At 38.4% G+C, this 21,285-nt stretch carries 21 protein-coding genes and 1 riboswitch; all 21 genes read left to right on the top strand.

The features are described 5' to 3' along the window. Nucleotides 1–119: 119 nt before the first annotated feature. The 21 genes from JOC49_RS02910 (at nucleotide 120) to JOC49_RS03010 (ending at nucleotide 21,174) form a co-directional block, all read left to right on the top strand. Nucleotides 120–833, top strand: a complete 714-nt coding sequence (locus JOC49_RS02910) for a response regulator transcription factor (protein ID WP_204662072.1) — start codon at nucleotides 120–122, stop codon at nucleotides 831–833. 25 nt (nucleotides 834–858) lie between these two features. Next, nucleotides 859–2,604 (top strand): HAMP domain-containing sensor histidine kinase, encoded by a 1,746-nt coding sequence (locus JOC49_RS02915; protein ID WP_204662074.1) that lies wholly within the window; start codon nucleotides 859–861, stop codon nucleotides 2,602–2,604. Nucleotides 2,605–2,763: 159 nt separating this feature from the next. Then, complete coding sequence (locus JOC49_RS02920) at nucleotides 2,764–3,756, top strand: PstS family phosphate ABC transporter substrate-binding protein (RefSeq protein WP_204662076.1); 993 nt, start codon at nucleotides 2,764–2,766, stop codon at nucleotides 3,754–3,756. 152 nt (nucleotides 3,757–3,908) lie between these two features. Beyond that, complete coding sequence (pstC, locus tag JOC49_RS02925) at nucleotides 3,909–4,760, top strand: phosphate ABC transporter permease subunit PstC (RefSeq protein ID WP_204662446.1); 852 nt, start codon at nucleotides 3,909–3,911, stop codon at nucleotides 4,758–4,760. Then, nucleotides 4,760–5,650: a phosphate ABC transporter permease PstA gene (pstA, locus tag JOC49_RS02930; RefSeq protein ID WP_204662078.1), complete on the top strand. Its 891-nt coding sequence runs from the start codon at nucleotides 4,760–4,762 to the stop codon at nucleotides 5,648–5,650. The genes pstC and pstA overlap by 1 nt, the downstream gene beginning before the upstream one ends. Further along, entirely contained in the window at nucleotides 5,650–6,423 is a 774-nt protein-coding gene (gene pstB, locus JOC49_RS02935; protein WP_204662080.1) for a phosphate ABC transporter ATP-binding protein PstB, read from the top strand. Before pstA ends, pstB begins: the two co-directional genes overlap by 1 nt. A 21-nt stretch (nucleotides 6,424–6,444) precedes the next feature. Further along, nucleotides 6,445–7,095, top strand: a complete 651-nt coding sequence (gene phoU, locus JOC49_RS02940; protein ID WP_204662082.1) for a phosphate signaling complex protein PhoU — start codon at nucleotides 6,445–6,447, stop codon at nucleotides 7,093–7,095. A gap of 78 nt (nucleotides 7,096–7,173) precedes the next feature. Next, the gene (locus tag JOC49_RS02945; protein ID WP_204662083.1) at nucleotides 7,174–8,325 is read left to right on the top strand and encodes an aminotransferase class V-fold PLP-dependent enzyme; all 1,152 of its coding nucleotides are present in this window, start codon (nucleotides 7,174–7,176) and stop codon (nucleotides 8,323–8,325) included. Between the two features lie 19 nt (nucleotides 8,326–8,344). Further along, entirely contained in the window at nucleotides 8,345–9,991 is a 1,647-nt protein-coding gene (locus tag JOC49_RS02950) for a glutamine--tRNA ligase/YqeY domain fusion protein (protein ID WP_204662086.1), read from the top strand. A gap of 19 nt (nucleotides 9,992–10,010) precedes the next feature. Continuing rightward, a complete protein-coding gene (locus tag JOC49_RS02955) occupies nucleotides 10,011–10,358 on the top strand; it encodes a PilZ domain-containing protein (RefSeq protein ID WP_204662089.1) in 348 nt (115 codons plus the stop codon). Between the two features lie 17 nt (nucleotides 10,359–10,375). Beyond that, nucleotides 10,376–12,154 carry an oligoendopeptidase F gene (gene pepF, locus JOC49_RS02960; RefSeq protein ID WP_204662092.1) on the top strand — a complete coding sequence of 593 codons (1,779 nt, stop codon included), beginning with the start codon at nucleotides 10,376–10,378 and terminating at the stop codon, nucleotides 12,152–12,154. A gap of 16 nt (nucleotides 12,155–12,170) precedes the next feature. Beyond that, nucleotides 12,171–12,264: riboswitch (THF riboswitch) on the top strand. 63 nt (nucleotides 12,265–12,327) lie between these two features. Beyond that, the gene (locus JOC49_RS02965; RefSeq protein WP_204662095.1) at nucleotides 12,328–13,071 is read left to right on the top strand and encodes a folate family ECF transporter S component; all 744 of its coding nucleotides are present in this window, start codon (nucleotides 12,328–12,330) and stop codon (nucleotides 13,069–13,071) included. 85 nt (nucleotides 13,072–13,156) lie between these two features. After that, nucleotides 13,157–13,804, top strand: coding sequence for an endonuclease III (gene nth, locus JOC49_RS02970; RefSeq protein WP_204662098.1), 648 nt, complete (start codon nucleotides 13,157–13,159; stop codon nucleotides 13,802–13,804). After that, nucleotides 13,801–15,798 carry a cell division FtsA domain-containing protein gene (locus JOC49_RS02975; protein WP_204662101.1) on the top strand — a complete coding sequence of 666 codons (1,998 nt, stop codon included), beginning with the start codon at nucleotides 13,801–13,803 and terminating at the stop codon, nucleotides 15,796–15,798. The genes nth and JOC49_RS02975 overlap by 4 nt, the downstream gene beginning before the upstream one ends. Nucleotides 15,799–15,807: 9 nt before the next feature. Beyond that, nucleotides 15,808–16,500 carry a DUF2225 domain-containing protein gene (locus JOC49_RS02980; RefSeq protein WP_204662103.1) on the top strand — a complete coding sequence of 231 codons (693 nt, stop codon included), beginning with the start codon at nucleotides 15,808–15,810 and terminating at the stop codon, nucleotides 16,498–16,500. Then, nucleotides 16,497–17,093, top strand: a complete 597-nt coding sequence (cobC, locus tag JOC49_RS02985; protein WP_204662105.1) for an alpha-ribazole phosphatase — start codon at nucleotides 16,497–16,499, stop codon at nucleotides 17,091–17,093. Before JOC49_RS02980 ends, cobC begins: the two co-directional genes overlap by 4 nt. A 114-nt stretch (nucleotides 17,094–17,207) precedes the next feature. Continuing rightward, nucleotides 17,208–17,669: a chemotaxis protein CheX gene (locus tag JOC49_RS13190; protein ID WP_204662107.1), complete on the top strand. Its 462-nt coding sequence runs from the start codon at nucleotides 17,208–17,210 to the stop codon at nucleotides 17,667–17,669. 10 nt (nucleotides 17,670–17,679) lie between these two features. Next, a complete protein-coding gene (gene trmL, locus JOC49_RS02995) occupies nucleotides 17,680–18,147 on the top strand; it encodes a tRNA (uridine(34)/cytosine(34)/5-carboxymethylaminomethyluridine(34)-2'-O)-methyltransferase TrmL (RefSeq protein ID WP_204662109.1) in 468 nt (155 codons plus the stop codon). An 80-nt stretch (nucleotides 18,148–18,227) separates the two neighbouring features. Next, a complete protein-coding gene (locus JOC49_RS03000; protein WP_204662111.1) occupies nucleotides 18,228–19,883 on the top strand; it encodes a Na/Pi cotransporter family protein in 1,656 nt (551 codons plus the stop codon). 17 nt (nucleotides 19,884–19,900) lie between these two features. Further along, nucleotides 19,901–20,848: a thioredoxin-disulfide reductase gene (trxB, locus tag JOC49_RS03005; protein ID WP_204662113.1), complete on the top strand. Its 948-nt coding sequence runs from the start codon at nucleotides 19,901–19,903 to the stop codon at nucleotides 20,846–20,848. An 11-nt stretch (nucleotides 20,849–20,859) separates the two neighbouring features. Then, entirely contained in the window at nucleotides 20,860–21,174 is a 315-nt protein-coding gene (locus JOC49_RS03010) for a thioredoxin family protein (RefSeq protein ID WP_204662115.1), read from the top strand. The last annotated feature ends 111 nt before the right edge of the window (nucleotides 21,175–21,285 follow it).

The following is a 21,285-nucleotide window of genomic DNA, read 5'->3' on the forward strand; positions in this document are numbered from 1 at the left end:
ATTATTTCGTGATGCTAATCTATTATACACGAAACTTAACATAGAATGAACTTAAATTTAACTTGTTAATAAAAGTAAAAATTATTAGAATGGTGTCAAAGAGGGAAAAGGAGAATATTATGTCTAAACAGAGAATTTTAATTGTTGATGATGAAATTCACATACTGGAATTGTTGCGCTACAATCTTGAAGCCAATGGCTTTGAGGTGGTTGAAGCTGAAACGGGTGAAATTGCACTTGAAAAAGTAACATCTGAATCCCCTGATGCTATTATACTAGATTTAATGTTGCCTGGCATAGATGGCATAGACGTTTTAAGGCGTGTTCGCAAATCCAGTCAATCCAATATACCAATTATAATGCTTACAGCAAAAAATGAAGAGATTGATGCGGTTTTGGGTTTGGAAATGGGCGCTGATGATTACATTGGGAAACCTTTTAGGACCCGGGAACTGATTTCAAGACTAAAGGCAGTTATTCGAAGGTCAAATGCCCGGAATTTATCAAATGAATCTGACCTAGAAGAATCTTCTGCCTTAAAACGTGGTGAATTGGAGCTTAATGCCAAGACCCATCAAATTTTTAAACAGGGTGAAGAAGTGTTTTTAACCCTTAAAGAATTTGAACTTTTAGAGAAGATGATGCAATCCCCAGAGCGTGTTTTTACGCGAGATGAACTTTTAGAGAGCATTTGGGGCTATGACTACATGGGAGAAACGCGAACGGTGGATGTCCATATTAGGCAATTGCGGAAAAAAATTGAAACAGATGATAAAAATCCAGAAAAAATTATAACGGTGAGAGGGATTGGATATAAATTTAAGGCTCAGTAGAGACGGATTTAAGAGAGGTTATTCAATGAGAAAAAAGATAATTGCATCCTATGCGGTGCTCATTGCAATTTTAGGTATTTCGTTTACATTTATCGTACGTGACGCGCTTCGAGACGCAATGATTCTACAATTTGAACATAATTTGACAAATGAAGTTAAGTTGGTAAAGGCACTTGGCGTAGATCGTGCGCTTGAGAAAGAAGATTTTGGTGCATTTGCTGTAGAGATTAAGGAATCCATTGGTGTTCGGGTGACCATTGTAGACCTTGAAGGTCTAGTCTTGGCCGATACGGAAGAAGACCCGACTGTAATGATGAATCACATTAATCGAGAAGAAATTGAAAAAGCACTGCAAACGCAAGAGACTGCACTTGCACTTAGGTATAGTGACACCATACAAACAGACCATCTCTACGCTGCAACCCCTATTGAAATTGATGGCGACACGTATATTTTGAGACTTTCCAGGCCACTTTATGAACTCAAAGCATTTAACACACAGATTATGAATTTGGCATTTATACTGGTTGGCCTTGTATCACTCGTTGCTTTTGTCATGGCTGTTTGGCTTGTGCGAAAACTTACTAAACCTATTTATGAGTTAACTGACGCTGCAAATCGAATTGCTGAGGGTGAATATGGTCGAAAAATATACACAACATCTACAGACCAAATAGGGACTTTAACAGATGCTTTTAATACAATGAGCTTTAATTTGGATTTGTCTATACGCGAATTAACACGTCGAAATATTGAACTTGAGTCCATTTTAAACAGTATGATTAATGGCATTATTGCCATTGACCACAATCGTAAAATTCTTATGATCAATAAAATTTCCTTTGATATATTAGAGTTGCCAGAAGATTATGTGGCTGAAAACGAATCTATGTATAAAATAGTCAGGAATGAAGAAGTTTCTAAAATGATTGAAATGGCAATTAACCATGGCATTTCACAAACGAAGGAACTCAATTACACACATATTGATAAGATTTTGAGAATTTATGTGAATCCAATTAACACAAATGAAGGCAAGACAATTGGAAGTATTGTTGTTTTTCAAGATGTTACACAGATAAGAAAACTCGAAAAAGTGAGAAGTGATTTTGTATCCAATGTCTCTCATGAGCTTAAGACACCTTTAACCTCTATTAAAGGTTTTGTAGACACACTTAAAAACGGTGCAATTGACGATCATGACAATGCTCTTAGATTTTTGGACATCATTGACATTGAATCTGAACGGTTGTATCGACTCATTAATGATATTTTGCTCTTATCGGAAATAGAGAGTATGGATCAGGATCTTAGTAAAGTGACAGTTGATTTATGTACTGTAGCAGAAGAAGTTATAACGATGCTTGAAATGAAAGCATCGGAGAAAGGACTGTATTTAAAACTCGAAATGTGTAATGAAGCTTTTGTTTCGGCAAATCGAGATAGAATCAAACAAATGGTCATTAATCTTGTGGACAATGCCATTAAATACACTGAATCAGGAGGCGTTTTACTCAGCATAACAAAAGATGCACCTTTTATAAAAATGGTGGTTTCTGATACGGGAATAGGATTTGATGATACCCATAAAGAAAGGCTTTTTGAGCGATTTTATAGGGTGGATAAGGGCAGAAGTAGGGTGCAAGGCGGCACTGGTTTAGGCTTGTCTATCGTAAAACATATAGTGCTTTTATATAAAGGAAAGATACTGGTAAATAGCACACCTGGAAAAGGCACCGAATTTGAAATCTACTTACCAGGAAACGAATAATAGCAGACTCTTAACCGCTGGTTTTAAAAAGAATCAGCGGTTTTTTTCTATCTTTACATGCATTTAACATAAGGCATATTTTTCCCTAACATAGACGTGTTAAATTGTATTTGTGCTTAACGAACACTACAAAATTAAAGCGTTATGGAGGAGTTATTCATGAAGAAGATATTGGTTTTCATTTTAATGGGTGTTATGATTTTATCCCTTGCAGCATGTGGGAGTGATGAGGCTACAGGAACTGCAGAAGCAACAGAAGCAGCAGATGTAACGGAACTTGAAGGTACTGTAATCGTAGATGGCTCTGGAACAGTATATCCACTTATGGCGCATATCGCTGAAGAATATATGGTCAATGAGGAAAACAGTGTTTCAGTACAAGTTGGTCGTGCAGGATCTTCTGCAGGTTTCAAGAAATTCATTCCAGGTGAGCTTGATTTTTCAGATGCTTCTAGAAAAATTAAAGATTCTGAAATTGAAGGGCTAAAAGAAAATGGACTTGTTTTCGGAGAAGATGTATATGAATTTAAGTTGGCCCTTGATGGTTTGACAATGGTAATCAACAAAGACAACACATGGGCGAAAGAAATGACAAAAGAAGAAGTTGTAAACATGTATTTGTCTAAGCAGTATAGAGATGATGACAAGGTTCTTTGGTCAGACATTAGACCAGAATGGCCAAGTGAAGAAATTAAGTTCTTTGGGCCAAATGAAAATCACGGGACATATGAGTTTTTCTATGAAGTGATTTTAGACAAACAAGATATGGTTGCAACAGCAAACCTTCAGCAAGAGTATTCCACATTGGTTGACCTTGTATCAAAAGACAAAAATGCCATTGCATTCTTTGGATTTGGTTACTATGTAAGCAATCAAGATAAAATTGATGCAGTGAAAATTGACTTTGGAAATGGTCCGGTTGAACCGACACTAGAGACAATTGGTGAAGACCTTCCATATGCAGGTTTTACAAGACCAGTATTTACGTACTTAAATGTAAACTATGCGAAAGAGAAACCACAAGTTTTGGATTTTGCAAAATATGTTGTATCGCCAGAAGGTGCAGCACGATTGGCGGGTGAAAATGGATTTGCGCCATTGCCAGCTGCTGAATACGAAGCTTACAGCAAGCAACTCGATGCTTTACAATAGGATGAAGTCATCAAAGATGAGAGCAAGGCTCTCATCTTTGATGCTGTTCTCCATTTCAAGAGGTGACAATTTTGGAAAATGAAAAGAGCTTACAAATTAGAAATGTCATTCAAAATAACATAAAGCAAAGAGGCCACCGGGCAGATCGATTAATGCCGGTTGTCTTTTTGATGTTGGCCAGTATATCTATTTTTACAACTGCAGGCATTGTTTTGATTTTGGTAACAGATAGCATCCATTTTTTCAGCGATGTGCCAATAAAAGATTTCTTTAGTACAAGGCTGGCCCCATTGAATGCAAAAAATCCTGAGTTTGGGATTTTACCTTTAATTAACGGGACACTTTTTACGTCTTTAATTGCCATGGCTGTGGCTATACCAGTGGGACTAACAGCAGCCATTTTTCTAAGTGAATTTGCGTCTGAAAAAATCAGACGGGTTGTAAAGCCAATCATGGAAGTGCTCGCTGGAATTCCAACAATTGTGTATGGATTTTTCGCGTATTCCTTTGTAACCCCAATTTTGATGACTTTAATTCCAAATCTTGGTGCTAAAAATGTGATTAGCCCAGGGATTGTTATGGGAATTATGATTATTCCAATGGTCGCATCTCTATCTGAGGATGCCATGAGCTCTGTACCTAAGGCAATGCGAGAAGGTGCCTATGGTCTTGGGTCCACAAAACTTGAAGTGACATTGAAAGTTGTCATTCCAGCTGCAATTTCTGGAATTCTAGCATCGTTTGTCTTGGCAATTTCTAGGGCAATTGGTGAAACTATGATTGTAGCCATTGCAAGTGGAAGTTCAAAGAATTTCACATTTGATTTGACCCAGTCCATGCAGACGATGACAGGCTACATTGTTGAATTTACAAGTGGTGACGCTGCAAGTGGAACAACGGGATATTACAGTTTATACGCTGTTGGTCTTTTACTGTTTTTATTTACAATGCTCATGAATTTAGTAGCACAATATGTTTCTCGCAAATTTAGGGAGGAATACTAATGAACTCACATCCTATTGATATAAAAATTAACCCGAAACACACAAACAGACGTATCTGGCTCAGCAGTGCTTCCAAATACTTATTTTCTCTTTCTACTGTTTTTGCACTGGTGGTTCTGGGCGTTTTGATCTATAGAATTGTTTCGGATAGCATCGGCTGGTTGAATTTTGATTTTTTAACCAACAATTTGTCTATTTTTCCAGAAAAGGCCGGTATTAAAGGGGCGATTATTGGATCTGTAGGCCTTATGCTTGTGGTTATACCCGTAACTTTGATCTTGGGTGTCTCCACTGCAATTTATCTTGAAGAATACGCGAAGAAGGGAAAACTTCAGCGTTTTATACAAATAAATATTTCGAATCTGGCCAGCGTGCCTTCAGTAATTTTTGGTTTGCTTGGTTTGGCGGTTTTTGGAAGAGCGCTTAACTTAGGGTCCAGCATTTTAGCGGGGGGCTTGACACTCTCTTTGTTGGTTTTGCCTATAGTGGTGGTGTCGAGTCAAGAAGCACTTAAGGCTGTACCAGGCTTTTTAAGAGAAGCGTCCTATGGTATGGGGGCAGGAAAGTGGACAACCATACGCAAAGTTGTTCTTCCGGTTGCACTTCCCGGAATTTTGACAGGGTCGATACTTGCTATGTCACGAGCGATTGGTGAGACGGCACCACTAGTCGTTCTTGGCATTCCAACACTAATTTTGAAAATTCCATCGTCACCAATGGACGACTTTACAGCCCTTCCAATCCAAATTTATTATTGGACTTTAGACACTGTATTAACGGCCGAATATGCCAATTTAGCAGCCGCCACGATAATTGTTTTACTTGGGGTTTTATTTATACTCAACTCAGTGGCAATTGTTATTCGAAATAAATTTCAAAGGAGCTTTTAATGAATCAACAACATAAATCGGAAACAGTTTATGAAGTTAAGGGCCTGAATCTTTGGTATGGAGACGATCAGGCACTTAAGGACATCAACTTGAAAATAGGGAAAAATGAGGTGACGGCAATTATCGGGCCCTCTGGTTGTGGTAAATCCACTTTTATAAAAACCCTGAATCGGATGATAGAAAACATTCCAATTGTTCGGACATCTGGTGAAATTTTGTACCATGGCGATAATATTTTTGATAAAACGGTTCGGGTTGAAGAATTGAGAACAAAAGTGGGTATGGTTTTTCAAAAACCGAATCCTTTTCCAAAATCTATTTTTGAAAATGTGGTTTATGGCCCCAAAATACATGGCATAAAGGACAAAGCGCTATTAATGGAAATTGCAGAAACAAGCCTTAAAAGTGCGGCTTTATGGGATGAAGTAAAAGACAGGCTTAATGACAATGCCTACGGTCTTTCAGGTGGACAGCAGCAAAGGCTTTGTATTGCAAGAGCCCTTGCAGTCCAACCAGATGTGATTCTCATGGATGAGCCAACGTCAGCCTTGGACCCAATCGCCACTGCGAAAATTGAAGAACTGATTGATACGCTCAAGGAAGAATACACGATTGCCATTGTGACACACTCTATGCAACAGGCGGGACGGATTTCAGACAAGACGGCTTTCTTTTTGATGGGAGAGCTTATTGAATTTGATCGCACTGAGGTACTGTTTTCAAACCCTAGGGACAAACGTACAGAAGATTACATTACCGGGCGTTTCGGTTGATGTGCAAAGGAGATATATTTTATGAGAATTGGACTGGAAAACAACTTAAATTCCATTAATGTGGAAATAATTAGAATGGGAACTTTGGTGGAAAAGGCTATTGAGGAAACCATAGAAGCCTTGATTCATCAAGATGAAGAATTGGCAAGGAAAATTATCAAAGGCGACGACCGATTTGATGCCATGGAGCTGGATATTGAAAATCGTTGTATTACTGCTATTGCCACGCAACAACCTGTTGCAAGTGACCTTAGGTCTCTTTTTTCAATTGTAAAAATAGTGACGGATTTGGAGCGTATAGCTGACCATTGTCAGGATATATCAAAGCTGACAATAAATCTGGCAGAAAAAGTATACGTGAAACCTTTAATTGATATTCCTAAAATGGCAGAAGAAGTTCGTAAAATGATAAAAATGACCATTGACTGTTATATAGATCAAGACGTTTCAAAAGCCAAATACATTTGTAAAAATGATGATGTGGTGGATGCTTATTTTAAAACGATTTTTGATGATCTTGAACTTGTTATGCGGGAAAAACCAGATGAAATTAAACAATGTATGGATTTTCTCATGATTGGAAAGTACCTTGAACGCATGGCTGATCATGCAACCAATATTGCTGAATGGGTGATTTTCACAGTTGAAGGAGAACATTACGCCGCAGATTAATTCGAAGTGCAGAAAATTCTGCGCTTTTTTTTATGTTGTGTTATAATTGGGTATAATGCAAGTAAATGGAGTTTGTATATGAAAGTTTATCTCGACAATGGCGCAACCTCCTATCCCAAACCCAAAGGGCTTGAAGAAGCTTTGGTGAGGGCTATAACCCAATATGGAGGCAGTTTGCACCGCAGTCAATCGGATGACGCATTAAATCTGGAGAGAGAAGTCTATCAAACGAGGCTTTTGATTGCAGATTTTTTTGGCTTTCATGCGGTTGATCATGTAGTTTTCACAAAAAATATAACCGAATCTGTAAATCTTGTTTTAAATGGTTTTTTAGAAGTTGGAGATCATGTTGTTATAACAAGTTTAGAGCACAACGCAGTTGTGCGACCACTTGAATATCTTAGGCAGACCAGAGGTATAAGTTACGAGACCATTCCTTTTATTCCAGGTGAAGGTCTGGACTTTGAACTGCTTACGCAAGCACTTCACAATAAACCTAAACTTATGATTTCGACCATGGCATCCAATGTAACAGGAGATCTTTTGGACACCATACGTATGGGTGAGTTGTGCAAGGCTTATGAGGTTCCTTTTTTCATTGATACGGCTCAAACTGCAGGTGGAATTGAGGTTGATTACAGAACTTTAAATGCTTCTTTTTTAGCGTTTACTGGTCACAAGTCGCTTCTGGGTCCATCTGGAATTGGAGGCGTTTTAATTGACCCAAGCATGGCTGGGAAGGTGAAACCTTTTATCTATGGTGGGACAGGAAGTTTATCTGATAGTTTGGAACAGCCAGAATGGTTGCCTGATAAATTTGAATCAGGAACTCAAAATACCATTGGAATATTGGGATTAAAAGCTTCCCTTGAATTCATACAACATATTGGGATAAAAGAAATTAGGCAGCATGAATTGGAACTCATGACCTATTTTCAAAAAGGACTAGAAACTGAAATTGGGATTCGCCCAATCGGCTACAAAAACCCCAGTATGCGAATGGGACTTTTGGCCATTTCAGTACCAGATATAGACCCTTCTTTTTTTGTCCACGAACTCAATAAAAACTATGGCATTTCAACAAGAGGTGGTCTACATTGTGCACCTTTTGCCCATCAGACTTATGGCACCTACCCTAAAGGATCGATTCGATTTGGGCTCTCATATTTCACAAGCCAAACCGATCTGGAATATACAATCGCGTCTGTAAAAAAAATTCTGAAAGATTAAGTTAATTAAGGAGGACTGCATGAAAGCAGAATCGACGAATTTTATTCACAATATAATCGATGCCGATTTGGCATCTGGCAAGGTAGACACTGTACAAACTAGATTTCCGCCTGAACCAAACGGGTATTTACATGTTGGTCATGCGAAAGCAATTTTAATCAACTATTTAACGGCTCAAAAGTATGGCGGAAGGTTCAATTTGAGGTTTGATGACACAAATCCGATTAAGGAAGATGTGGAATATGTCCATGCCATAAAGGAAGATATTAAGTGGCTTGGCTGTCATTGGGATGGTTTATTTTATGCATCTGATTATTTTGCCGATATGTATCGATATGCCCTTGAATTAATTGAAAAGGGCCTTGCGTATGTTGACGATCAAACTGCAGATGAAATCCGACAAACCCGCGGAACACTTACGACTTCTGGTGAGGAAAGTCCCTATAGAAATCGGACAATTGAAGAAAATTTAGATTTATTTAAGCGCATGAAACAGGGTGAGTTTCCGGATGGGACACGTGTTTTAAGGGCAAAAATTGACATGGGCAGCCCTAACATCAATATGCGAGATCCTGTGATTTATAGAATTGCCCATGCAACGCACCACAATACAGGGGATGAATGGTGTATCTATCCAATGTATGACTATGCCCATCCAATTGAAGACGCCCTTGAAGGTGTTACACATTCTCTGTGTTCTTTGGAATTTGAAAATCATAGACCTCTTTATGACTGGGTTTTAATGAATCTAAATGATTACGCTGTTAAAAGACCGCAACAAATCGAATTTGCAAAACTTTATATTAAAGATTCGGTTCTAGGAAAGCGTTATCTCAAAAAACTGGTGGATGATGGTGTTGTAGAAGGGTGGGATGATCCGAGACTGGATACGATTTCAGGTATGCGCCGTCGTGGGATTACGCCAGAAGCGATTCAAGATTTTGCTGAGCGTATCGGTGTTTCTAAAAGCAATAGTGTTGTAGACCGTGACCTTTTAGACCATTGTGTGCGTGAAGACCTAAAGCCGAAGGCACCTCGAAGAATGGCTGTTTTGGAACCTTTGAAAGTTGTCATTGAGAATTATCCTGAGAATCAAGTGGAGTGGCTTGAAGATGACAACAACACAGACGCTGAAAATGCGGGAACGCGTCTTGTGCCATTTAGCCATGAGATATATGTGGAGCGATCAGACTTTGAGATGAATCCACCAAAGGGATTCCACAGGCTTTTTATTGGCAATGAAGTTAGGCTTAGAAAAGCGTATTTTATTAAATGCGTTGACGTTCGAACAGATACAAATGGAAATGTTATTGAGCTTAGATGTACTTATGATCCGGAAACAAAAAGTGGTTCTGGGTTTTCAGGCCGAAAAGTGAAGGGCACAATTCATTGGGTTAGTGCGGATCATGCGGTTGATGCAACAGTAAGACTTTATGAAAATTTAATTTTAGAAGTTGAAGATGACGCAGAAGAACGGGTTTTTAATCCTGAATCAAAAGTGATTTTGGAAAATTGTAAACTTGAGCCTGCTTTTAAGAGCGATACAGAAACAACACACTATCAGTTTTTAAGACACGGGTATTTTGTGGTTGATTCTAAATTATCAGCACCTGATACGTATGTGTTTAATCGTATAGTCTCTTTAAAGAGCTCATATAAAAAATAAGCAGATAGGGGGGCGCGTTATGGATAATAGGCGCAATAAACGATTTGAACAACTGGGTCAAATTGAAACTTATAATTTTCACGCATCCAACCAGGTGGTTGAGATTCAGACCCCTCTGGAGATTACATTAAGAGACGTTTCAGTAGGCGGTTTGGGTATTAAGTGCAATACGGCATTAAGTCCTGATACCACATTGAGTATGAATTTGGATTTTGAAGATGAGAATTATGTTGTGATTGGCAAAGTCGTTTGGTGTCGTGCAACAGGCAATGTTTTTAGCTGTGGATTAAAATTGATATATATGCCAGATGAACTGGTGACGTATTTATCAGATCTAGAAAGTGGCAGCCACAAATATTCTAATTAACCTATCGAGGAGGAAGCATGAAAAGAGCAGATGTAGCAGAACAGTACAAGTGGGATTTATCGGATCTTTTTGAAACGGATGCCAATTGGGAAGCTGAATTTATAAGTGTCAAAGCGGATGCGGAACAATTCAGAGTTTACAAAGGCAGATTGCTTGAAAGTGCAGAGGTTTTGCATGAAGCGATTCAAGCGAAGGAAAAGTTGACGCGAAAAATGACCAATCTTGTGACTTACGCCAGATTGAGACATGATGAAGATACAAGGGATCCAATCTATCAGGGAATGGCTGCGAGAGTTGAATCATTAATGGCTGAAATTGGAGAAATGATGTCGTTTTTCAACCCTGAAATACTGGGTGCGCCTTATTCAGAAGTTGAGGCCTTTCTTGCGTATCCGCCATTGTCTATTTATAGAAAAGCTTTTGAAGATCTTTTCAGAAATAAACCGCATACTTTATCAGAAGAGATCGAATCCATACTGGCACAAACCGAGGAAATGGGAAGCGTTCCATCTAATGTTTATGGCATGCTTTTGAATGCAGATATGACGTTTGAAGATGCAATTGATTCAGAGGGAAAAGTTCATAAATTAACAAATGGATCTTACATTTCTTTGATGATGAGCAAAGACCGAGTCCTTAGAGAAGATGCGTTTAACAAATACTATAAAACATATGAAACCCACATCAATACCATTGCAACATTAATGCAAAGTGAAGTTAAGAAAAACATTTTCTATAGCCGTATGCGTAAACATACCTCTGCTAGAGAAGCTGCTCTTTTTCAGAACAATGTTCCAACTTCTGTACCGGATCAATTAATCCAAGCAGTCAATGACAATTTAGAGACGTTTTATAAGTACATGAAATTGCGCAAACGGGTTTTGGGTGTGACAGACTTGCACCTCTATGATGTTTATACCCCGATTGTATCGAATGTAGAGTTTCCCGTGACTTTTGAAGAAGCGAAAGGAATGGTAACAGAAGCCATTGCACCCCTTGGAAAATCTTATCAAAATACGATTAAATCAGCCTTTTCAAGTCGATGGATAGATGTTTTTGAAACAGAGGGAAAACGTTCAGGTGCATACTCTTGGGGAACATATGATTCCAAACCTTATGTGCTTTTAAATCACAAGGAAAATGTGGACAGCATGTTTACGTTGGCACATGAATTAGGACACTCAATGCATTCGTATTTAACCCGTGGCACACAGCCTTATGTTTATGGCAATTATTCGATTTTTGTTGCAGAAGTGGCATCCACAACAAACGAAGCGCTCTTAAATGATTACTTGATGAAGACTTTGACAGATGAAAATAAGAAAAAGTATATTCTCAACCACTATTTGGAACAGTTTAGAGGCACAATTTTTAGGCAGACAATGTTTGCAGAGTTTGAACGTGATATTCATGCCCATGTAGAAAATGGTGGGGCTTTAACTGCGGATTATTTGTGTAATCATTATCTGGACCTAAATCGGAAATATTTTGGACCTGATGTTGTTGTGGATGATGCGATTAAATACGAATGGGCAAGAATTCCCCATATGTATTATAATTTTTATGTGTACCAGTACGCAACTGGGTTTTCTGCGGCAATTGCGCTTGCAGATAAGATGCTCACAGAAGGTCAACCTGCTGTAGACCGATATTTGGAATTTTTATCGTCTGGATCTAGCGATTACCCAATTAATATTTTGAGAAAAGCAGGCGCAGATATGGAAACCGATGCACCTGTAAAAGGTGCTCTAAATGTCTTCAAGAAGGTTGTTGACGAACTGGATCAAATGCTTTAAAATTAAAGCGCTACGTAACAGAGTAGGTAAAACGCGTTAAGTGTTAGGGAATGGGAAGTTGTCCCTAAACGAAAGACTTATGTCTGCGGTGTTTTACTGCGTCCGCTGTTGCATTATTATGCTCTTTGAGTAGTAATGTAATAGTAGGGTATTGCATGAAAGGAGAGCTAATAATGGAGACAAAAAGAACCACACGCAAGTTGAGCACAACAGTAATTGTTAAGGCTGCACTGCTTGCAGCAGCAAGTATTGTACTAACCCGTTTTTTTTCTTATATGATTCCCCTTGGGGGATTGCCAGCCTTAAGAATTGGGTTTGGGACGGTGCCGCTGATTATAGCTGGCATGATGTTAGGACCTTTAGCAGGTGGAATTGTTGGTGTTGTATCGGATCTGACGGGATTTTTGATTAACCCTATGGGGTCGATGTTTCATCCTGGATTCACAGTAACTGCCGCACTCTATGGTGTGCTTTCAGGTGTTTTATTTAAGAAAATAAAAATCCAAAACATGAAGGTGAACTTTAATTATATAAATGCTGTGATGATGGTGATTTTTGCCACATTAATTGCATGGATTGTATTTAGAGGTGAAGGTCTTGATTTTGGAAATTCACAAACCATCTTGATGTTGGTACTGATGGCACTTGTAACGGCACTATTTATTGTTTTGCCATTTGTGATTTCAACAAAATTTAAAAACAAATCAAGTCAAATTGCATTTGATAAAATTGCTTTTGCTGTAAGTATCACTTATGTGATCAACGCATTATTTTTGAATACGTTATGGCTTTCAATGCTCTTGGATAAAGGATTCATTCTGCTTTTACCCGGAAGAATTGTTGCATCTGTTGTGACGATTCCGGCTTATTCTTGGATTATTTATTCATTGAGTAAAGTTATTAAATACACAAATTAAGCGATCTTTAAATAGGTGCATTTTCGCACCTATTTTTATTTTTTAGTATGATATAATGGGTTATAATGTTTACGAGAGGTAAATTATGAATAAAAAAAACATACCAATTCTCTTGGAAATTTTAGATGAACTCTATCCTGATGCAAGAGCTGAATTGGATTATAGCACACCGTATGAACTTCTTGTAGCGGTTATTTTAAGTGCACAATGCACAGATGTCCGTGTAAATAAGGTAACGAAAGTGCTTTTCGACGTGGCACCAAATCCAGAAAAATTAAGGGCATTACCCATTGATGAATTGGAAACGATCATAAGACCTTGTGGGCTTTATAAAACGAAAGCAAGAAATCTACATTTGACAGCTGAAAATTTGGTTGTCAAATGGAATGGTCTTGTACCAGAAAAACATGAAGATTTAAAGGCACTCCCAGGGGTCGGTCAAAAAACTGCGAATGTTGTAATCAGCAATGCTTTTGGTGTGCCTGCCATTGCAGTTGACACGCATGTCTTTCGAGTTTCTAATAGGATTGGACTTGTGCGTGCGAAAAATGTAGTCGAAACCGAAAAACAACTTGAAAAAGCCATTGATCGGAATCGGTGGACAAAGCTTCACCATCAGTTAATTTTGCATGGAAGAAGGGTTTGCAAGGCGAGAACACCAAATTGTGAAACCTGCAAGATTAGCCCTTATTGCGATTATTATAAAAAGCGTCACAAAGGAGAACGAAAATGAAATTGGAATCCATGCCTAAAAATATAATGTTCGCACTTGATATTGGAACGCGTAGCGTTGTTGGTGTTTTGTCAAAAAAAATCGGCAAAGACTATGTGGTTGTGGATTTCGAAGTTTTAGAACATCCAGAACGGGCTATGTTTGATGGTCAAATTCACGACATACAGAAGGTGACGGATGTGGTTATGACAGTTGTTTCAGAGCTTGAGTCTCGAAATGGCTATAAAATTGAACGGGCTGCCATTGCTGCAGCAGGACGGGCTCTAAAAACAGAACGGGCTAGGTCGGATGCTGGGATAGATGTAACTGTTGAAATAGATAAGGCTCTTGTAGAGAGTGTTGAAATGCAAGCAATTCAGCTGGCACAAAGCCAACTTTCTAAGAAAACTGGAAAACAGTCACAGTACTATTGTGTTGGTTACAGTGTTGTTAACTATTTCTTGGATGATGCTATGATCTTAAACCCGCTGGGGCATCGTGGTGGGGAACTTGGTGTGGAAATAATTGCAACTTTTTTGCCCCATATTGTTGTGGACAGTCTGTATTCAGTTGTTCATAAAGCTGGACTTGAAGTGATGAACCTTACTTTGGAACCAATTGCAGCCATGAATGTGGCCATCCCTAAAAATTTACGACTCCTTAATTTGGCACTGGTTGATGTGGGTGCGGGGACTTCGGATATTGCAATCTCCAAGGAAGGCACAGTTGTTTCATATGGAATGGTATCTCTTGCAGGTGATGAAATTACAGAAAAGATTGCCCAAACCTACCTTTTGGATTTTAATCGGGCTGAAAAATTAAAGGTGGAACTCAATCAAAAAGAGCGTCACGAGTATATGGATATACTTGGGCTTAAACATGAAATAACAACTGAACAAGTCATGCGAGATATACGGGAAGTTGTTCGGTTTATAGCAACACAAGTGGCTCAAAATTTATTGGAACTGAATCAAAAAGCACCAAGTGCTGTTTTTTGCATAGGTGGCGGATCTCAAATCCCGTTTTTTACAGAAGATTTGGCGGAGTCATTAGGACTACCTATGGAACGTGTTGCAATTAAAGCAGTTGATCAACTCCCAGAAATAGTTTTTGAATCAGAGGTCTTAAAGGGCCCTGAGTTTATGACGCCTATTGGGATTGGTGTTACAGCATTTGAAGAGAGAGATCATGATTTTATAAGGGTTAATGTCAATGAAACCTCTATACGATTGTTAAATACAAAACCGCTTAAAGTAGCGGATGCTCTGTTGCTTGCAGGAATCAGTGCGAGAAATTTAATTTCTGAACGTGGTGACGCTATGCAGATTACCTTGAATGGAGAGATAAAGGAACTTAAAGGGGATTACGGAGATCCTGCGAAAATATTGCTTAATGGTGGCCTTTCAGCTTTGGATGAAAAAATAAGCCACAAGGATCAAATTGTGGTGATACCAGCAACAAAAGGGTCCATACGATCACTTGAACTGAAAGAACTCGTAAATTACGAAGCGTCAATTTCAATAAATGGCCAAAAAATCAAATGTATACATGCTGTTGAGGTAAATGGTGTGGCAAGAGAAGGCATTTATAAAGTGATGCCCGGCGATGTAATTGAAACAAAGGGGATCAAAACAGTTAATGATTTAGCAGAATTAATGGAAATTGATCTGATGTATTTCCATATATTAAATGGAGATACACCTTTAAGAAAACAGGATTCAATAAGATGGGGTGAAAAGTATTATTTTAAACCCATTGAAAAAAAAGCTGTGGAGACACCAGTGGAAACGCCAGATGGTGATTCATCTGCAGAAATGACAGTCTTTGTCAATGAAAAACCTGTAGAGATACCGATTGGAAAAATACAACCTGTTTTTGTGGATGTGTTTAATTATATAGATTTTGATTTGACCAAACCACAAGGCATTTTGAATCTGAGGTTAAACGGTGAGCGCGCTTTATACACAGATGTATTAAACCCAGGAGATCGAATTGAAATTAATTGGAAAAAATAGGAGAGATAAATGTCTGGATTATTTGACCGGACCTATACGTGCCCGGTTTGTGGAAATAAGTTTACATCGAAGCAAGTAAAAACATCAGCAATTCGAACAAAAAGCAGAGGGAAAGATTTTCATGCAACATTTTATGGTGAAAATCCAACACATTATGGTGTCGTTTGTTGTCCTAAGTGTGGTTTTGCTAAATTCGAAAAAGATTTTAAAGCGCCCTTAAAGGCCAGTGAAAAAGACAAATTAAAAGAAGTGGTTGCTTCGAACTGGGTACAACAGGATTTTACCGGCGAAAGAACTGTGGCATCAGCGATTCAAGTGCATAAAATAGCACTTGTGACCTATAAAGTTGTAGGTGAAAAAAACAGTGTTTTGGGGAAACTCTATCTTAGACTTGCATGGTTTAATCGGGAGATCCAAAATTCTGATGAAGAGATAAAGTACATTACGCAAGCACTTCAGGAGTTTATTAGTGCCTATGAGGTGGAAAGAAATGATGAAATGCCTGAAAAAGAAATTGAAATCATTTATTTAATTGGTGAATTAAACCGTCAATTAAAAAATTATAAAGAAGCCATACGGTGGTTTGACATGACTGTAAGGCATGAGTTTATCTATAAAAACAGACTTTTAAAGCAATATGCTAAAGATCAATGGGCTTTGGCAGCAGAAGAACATAGTCTTTCAAAGCGGGGTGCAGAATGATAATTTATTTGATTCGTCATGGCCAAACTGTGGCAAACGCCGAAAAAAAGTTTGCAGGTGTTTGGGATGTTGACTTGGATGAAACGGGAATAAAGCAAGTGGAAAGTGTCGCTGAAAAAATGAAATCTATAAAATTAGATGCCATTTATGCATCTCCTTTAATACGGGCTTTGAAGACTGCACAGGCGATTTCTAAGCATCATAACCTATCGCCTCAAGTGATGGAGGCGCTTAAAGAAATGAATTTTGGTGTTTGGGAAGGGAAAAGTTTTGAAGAAATTAAAGGTTCTGACCCTCATAGAGTAAATCAGTGGTTTCAAGATTTTGAACGGTTTCAAGTTCCAGAAGGGGAAAGTCTTCTTGAAATGTACGCGCGTACGTCTCGTGCTTTTAATGAGATTGTTAAGGATTACGATGTGGATTCAGATGCTAAAATAGCAATTGTAGCTCATGGCGGTGTTATTCAAGCCCTTCTTAGTTATTTGTGTTATGGAGATCCATCTGGTTATTGGCGTTTTGGCGTTGACAATTGTGGTGTGAACAAAGTAGAATATGTGATGGGTTATCCTGTAATTAAAGCCATAAATCAATAGAGTGATTAAATTGATTTTTTTTGGTTATCATATAAAGATAATCGTATATAACTGAATGACAATATGTGATATAGTAATTGTGAGAGGCAACATTACAGAATAGGAGGCGATGGTGTGAAAGCCGAATATGTCAACGCGTTTATAAAAGCATCAACTGAGGTTTTAAATAACTTCGTGACCGATAAATTTACAGTAGGAAGACCCTCTATTAGAAATAACCCTTACCCAACCAGTGAAATCGTTATTATTTTAGGCATTACGGGGGATATAAAAGGGCAAGCCGTTTTCAGTTTGTCGGAAGAAATTGCAAAAACCATTGCATCCGGCATGATGATGGGCATGCCTGTAGATGAAATTGATGAAATGGCAAAAAGTGCATTGTCAGAACTCGGCAATATGATTATGGGAAACTCTGCAACTCTATTGTTTAACCTGGGTGTTAAAATTGACATTACACCCCCTTCATTGGTTAAAGGACAATCGATACAAATCAGTTCTTCTGGAATTGAAACAATTTGCGTGCCTTTAGTTTCGCCAATGGGTGAAATAGAGTTTGACATAGGCATTAAGAAATAATGGAGAAAATATGATACACATTGTACTCTATCAACCGGAAATTCCGCCTAATACAGGAAACATTGCGAGAACATGTGCCATTACAGGGACAAAGTTACATTTGATTAAACCACTTGGATTTTCAATTGATGATAAGCATTTAAAACGTGCTGGACTTGACTATTGGTCACATTTGGACCTTGAGGTACATGCGTCCATGGATGCGTTTTTACAAAAATATGGCGAAAAGCCTTTATATTTTGCGACAACTAAAACGACTCAATACTATGATGAAATTGAATTTGAAGAGGAAGCTTTTATAATATTTGGAAGGGAAACATCAGGACTGCCTCCTGAAATTCATGAGGCATATTGGGAAAGACGTTTTAAGATTCCAATGATGCAGCATGAGGACCTAAGGAGTCTCAATCTCTCAAATTCAGTGGCTGTTATTCTCTATGAAGCGCTTAGACAAAGAGGATTTAAGGGGCTGAAATGATGACATAAGAACACTACATTCTATCTTGCGTGTAGTGCTTTTTTATGGATAGATTCAAATTTAAAATTAAGGAGTATCATATGGATGGCTTAGCATTTAAAGACTTGTTGGGTATGATTATACCATTACTTGGGGGCTTGGGACTTTTCCTTTATGGGATGAGTGTCATGAGTGACGGTATTGAAAAATCTGCCGGAAACAAGCTGGAAAAAATTATTGAAAAACTGTCTGGCAATATCTTTAAAGGTGTACTGGTTGGTGCAATTGTTACTGTAGCAGTTCAAAGTTCGTCTGCAACAACAGTAATGGTTGTTGGCTTTGTCAATGCTGGAATCATGAATTTGACTCAAGCGATTGGAATTATCATGGGTGCTAACATCGGAACCACGGTTACAGCACAATTGGTTTCCATTAATTTGACGGCTCTGGCGCCAATTGCAATTGCAATTGGTAGTGGTATCAAAATTTTTGGTAAAAAGAATAAGCAGATTATTCTTGGAGAAATCATATTGGGATTTGGTATGCTTTTCTTAGGAATGGATATTATGAAAGAGGCACTTTCGCCTATTAAAGAAATGCAAGCCTTTACAAATATTGTAGCAGATATTGGGTCAGGAACGGTTCTTGGAACAATTGAAGGATTCCTTGTTGGTTTGATTTTAACCACCCTTGTACAGAGTTCCTCTGCATCAACAGGAATTCTGGTTGCCCTTGCTCTGGCGGGTGCACTTCCAATTGAAGCTGCTTTTCCAGTGCTCTTAGGTACCAATGTTGGAACGACTACAACTGCGTTGATCTCATCTGTAAGTGCAAATCGGACAGCCAAAAGAGCAGCCTTGATGCATTTGTTATTTAACGTGGTGGGAACAATTGTATTTATAATTTTCTTTAGCAAGTTGACGATGAACATCGTTACTTCTATCAGTGATGATCCTGCGCGTCAATTGGCGAATGCCCATACCTTCTTCAATGTTATTAACACACTTATTTTACTTCCGTTTGCAGGTTTGATTGTCAAAGCGGTTCAAAAAATGTTGCCAGTTACTGAAATGGAGCGAGAAGAAGCGATGTTTGGCAAAAAATATTTGGACGATCGTATGATAGAAACCCCGGCAATTGCAATGGGTCAAGTTGTTAAAGAAGTGCTCCATATGGGGAATTTAACCAAAATGTCTTTGGAGAGCAGTGTTGATGCCGTACAGAACAACAACCCAAAAGCCATTGAGAAGACGCTTAAACTTGAAAAGACAATTAACGCACTTGAACATGAAATCAGTGAATATTTGATTAAGCTGTCCAATACATCTATCGATTTTGAAGACCGTCAGATGATTGATGGGCTCTTTAGTACCATTAATGACATTGAACGTGTTGGCGACCATGCTGAAAATGTAGCAGAACTTGCAGAATTTAAGATTGAAAACAATGTCCACTTTTCTGAAAAAGCTGTTGTTGAGATGGAAGAAATGGTTGAAAAAGTTGTCCAATCCTATACATTGGCAATGGATGCAATGAAAGAGGGCGACCGACATAAAGCTCAAAAAGTTGTAGAAATTGAGGGTGTTATTGACGAGATGGAAAAAACACTTCGGAAGAAACATATCCAGCGTTTGAACGATGGCAGATGTGAGACCAGTGCAGGTATTGTATTTTTAGATTTGTTAAGCAATCTGGAACGTGTTTCAGATCATGCTTCAAATATAGCATTAGCGGTACTTGATGTTAAGAATAATTGACACTAGGAGGGAATATTATGAACAAGCAGTACGATGTTGTTGTTGTTGGTGCCGGTCCAGCCGGATTGTCAGCGGGACTTTACGCTTCAAGGGCAAAAATGTCAACTCTAATTCTTGAGCGTGACAAAACAGGTGGTCAAATATCGTCAACTGAAGAAGTGGCAAATTATCCAGGGTCTATAGAAAATGCAACAGGACCTTCACTTGTAGCGAGAATGGTTGAGCAATGTGAAGCTTTTGGTGCTGAACGGTTAAAAGCAACAGTAACCCAACTTGAACTTGATGAAAAAATCAAAAAAATTCATACGGATAAAGGGATTATAGAAGCTAAAGCAGTTATTTTAGCAATGGGTGCTTCTCCTAGAAAGTTAGGCATACCAAATGAAGATAAATTAACCGGAAAAGGCGTTTCATATTGTGCCACATGTGATGCTGAATTTTTCACAGATTTAGAAGTTGTTGTTTTTGGTGGTGGGGACACAGCTTTAGAAGAAGGTATGTTTATTACAAAGTTTGCTAGAAAAGTCACACTGGTACATCGACGAGATGAGTTCAGAGCCGCTAAATCAATTGTGGAAAAAGCAATGAAAAATCCGAAGATGGAATTTATATATGATACTGTCCCAAAAGAATTTATTGGGGATGGCATTGTTCAAGGTGTTGTGCTGGAAAACAAAAAAACAGGTGCGCAAACAACACTTATGGCAGATGAAGACGATGGTATTATGGGGGTATTTGTTTTTATAGGGTACCTTCCTGAAAATACATTGATTAAAGAAAAACTAGATCTTGATGGTCAAGGGTATATTGTGACGGATGATACTATGAAAACAAAAATCCCAGGTGTATTTGCAGCGGGTGACATTCGTTCAAAATCCTTACGCCAAGTTGTTACGGCGGTATCAGATGGTGCAATTTCAGCAGTTCAGGCCGAAAAATATATCGATGCGCATTTTGAGGAATAGGAGGCAAGACCATGTTAGAACTTACAAAGGAAAATTTTGAAAGTGAAGTTTTAAATGTAAAAGGGATGGTTATGGTAGACTTTTGGGGTGAAGGGTGCGAACCTTGCAAAGCTTTAATGCCTGATTTTGAGTCTTTAGCGACAGAGTATCCCGATGTTAAGTTTGGGAAACTCAACACAAGCAAGGAAAGACGTTTGGCTTTGAGTCAGCGCGTACTTGGACTTCCAACTGTTGTTCTTTATAAAGACGGAAATCGAGTGGGTGAGTGTACCAAAGACACAGCGAATCGAGCAGGTATTAAGGCATTGCTTGATAAAGAATTGTAAAATCTGGCTTTTTATTGGATTTTCATGTAAATAGTTTGTAAAGTTTTCACAAATGTTTGGTTTAAATAGATTTTAAAGAATCCATAAGCCGGGTTATTTGTGAAAATCAAA

The sequence above is a fragment of the Fusibacter tunisiensis genome (genome assembly GCF_016908355.1).
GTDB classification, from domain to species: domain Bacteria; phylum Bacillota; class Clostridia; order Peptostreptococcales; family Acidaminobacteraceae; genus Fusibacter_D; species Fusibacter_D tunisiensis.

What these genes read in the sequence shown, in the direction of transcription:
- JOC49_RS02965 (WP_204662095.1), top strand. Translation starts at nt 12,328, where the DNA reads ATGGAGACAAAAAGAACCACACGCAAGTTGAGCACAACAGTAATTGTT.
- JOC49_RS02955 (WP_204662089.1), top strand. Translation starts at nt 10,011, where the DNA reads ATGGATAATAGGCGCAATAAACGATTTGAACAACTGGGTCAAATTGAA.
- JOC49_RS02975 (WP_204662101.1), top strand. Translation starts at nt 13,801, where the DNA reads ATGAAATTGGAATCCATGCCTAAAAATATAATGTTCGCACTTGATATT.
- nth (WP_204662098.1), top strand. Translation starts at nt 13,157, where the DNA reads ATGAATAAAAAAAACATACCAATTCTCTTGGAAATTTTAGATGAACTC.
- pepF (WP_204662092.1), top strand. Translation starts at nt 10,376, where the DNA reads ATGAAAAGAGCAGATGTAGCAGAACAGTACAAGTGGGATTTATCGGAT.
- trxB (WP_204662113.1), top strand. Translation starts at nt 19,901, where the DNA reads ATGAACAAGCAGTACGATGTTGTTGTTGTTGGTGCCGGTCCAGCCGGA.
- JOC49_RS02950 (WP_204662086.1), top strand. Translation starts at nt 8,345, where the DNA reads ATGAAAGCAGAATCGACGAATTTTATTCACAATATAATCGATGCCGAT.
- JOC49_RS02915 (WP_204662074.1), top strand. Translation starts at nt 859, where the DNA reads ATGAGAAAAAAGATAATTGCATCCTATGCGGTGCTCATTGCAATTTTA.
- pstA (WP_204662078.1), top strand. Translation starts at nt 4,760, where the DNA reads ATGAACTCACATCCTATTGATATAAAAATTAACCCGAAACACACAAAC.
- JOC49_RS02920 (WP_204662076.1), top strand. Translation starts at nt 2,764, where the DNA reads ATGAAGAAGATATTGGTTTTCATTTTAATGGGTGTTATGATTTTATCC.
- trmL (WP_204662109.1), top strand. Translation starts at nt 17,680, where the DNA reads ATGATACACATTGTACTCTATCAACCGGAAATTCCGCCTAATACAGGA.
- JOC49_RS03010 (WP_204662115.1), top strand. Translation starts at nt 20,860, where the DNA reads ATGTTAGAACTTACAAAGGAAAATTTTGAAAGTGAAGTTTTAAATGTA.
- JOC49_RS02910 (WP_204662072.1), top strand. Translation starts at nt 120, where the DNA reads ATGTCTAAACAGAGAATTTTAATTGTTGATGATGAAATTCACATACTG.
- JOC49_RS02945 (WP_204662083.1), top strand. Translation starts at nt 7,174, where the DNA reads ATGAAAGTTTATCTCGACAATGGCGCAACCTCCTATCCCAAACCCAAA.
- phoU (WP_204662082.1), top strand. Translation starts at nt 6,445, where the DNA reads ATGAGAATTGGACTGGAAAACAACTTAAATTCCATTAATGTGGAAATA.
- JOC49_RS02980 (WP_204662103.1), top strand. Translation starts at nt 15,808, where the DNA reads ATGTCTGGATTATTTGACCGGACCTATACGTGCCCGGTTTGTGGAAAT.
- cobC (WP_204662105.1), top strand. Translation starts at nt 16,497, where the DNA reads ATGATAATTTATTTGATTCGTCATGGCCAAACTGTGGCAAACGCCGAA.
- JOC49_RS03000 (WP_204662111.1), top strand. Translation starts at nt 18,228, where the DNA reads ATGGATGGCTTAGCATTTAAAGACTTGTTGGGTATGATTATACCATTA.
- pstB (WP_204662080.1), top strand. Translation starts at nt 5,650, where the DNA reads ATGAATCAACAACATAAATCGGAAACAGTTTATGAAGTTAAGGGCCTG.
- pstC (WP_204662446.1), top strand. Translation starts at nt 3,909, where the DNA reads ATGCCGGTTGTCTTTTTGATGTTGGCCAGTATATCTATTTTTACAACT.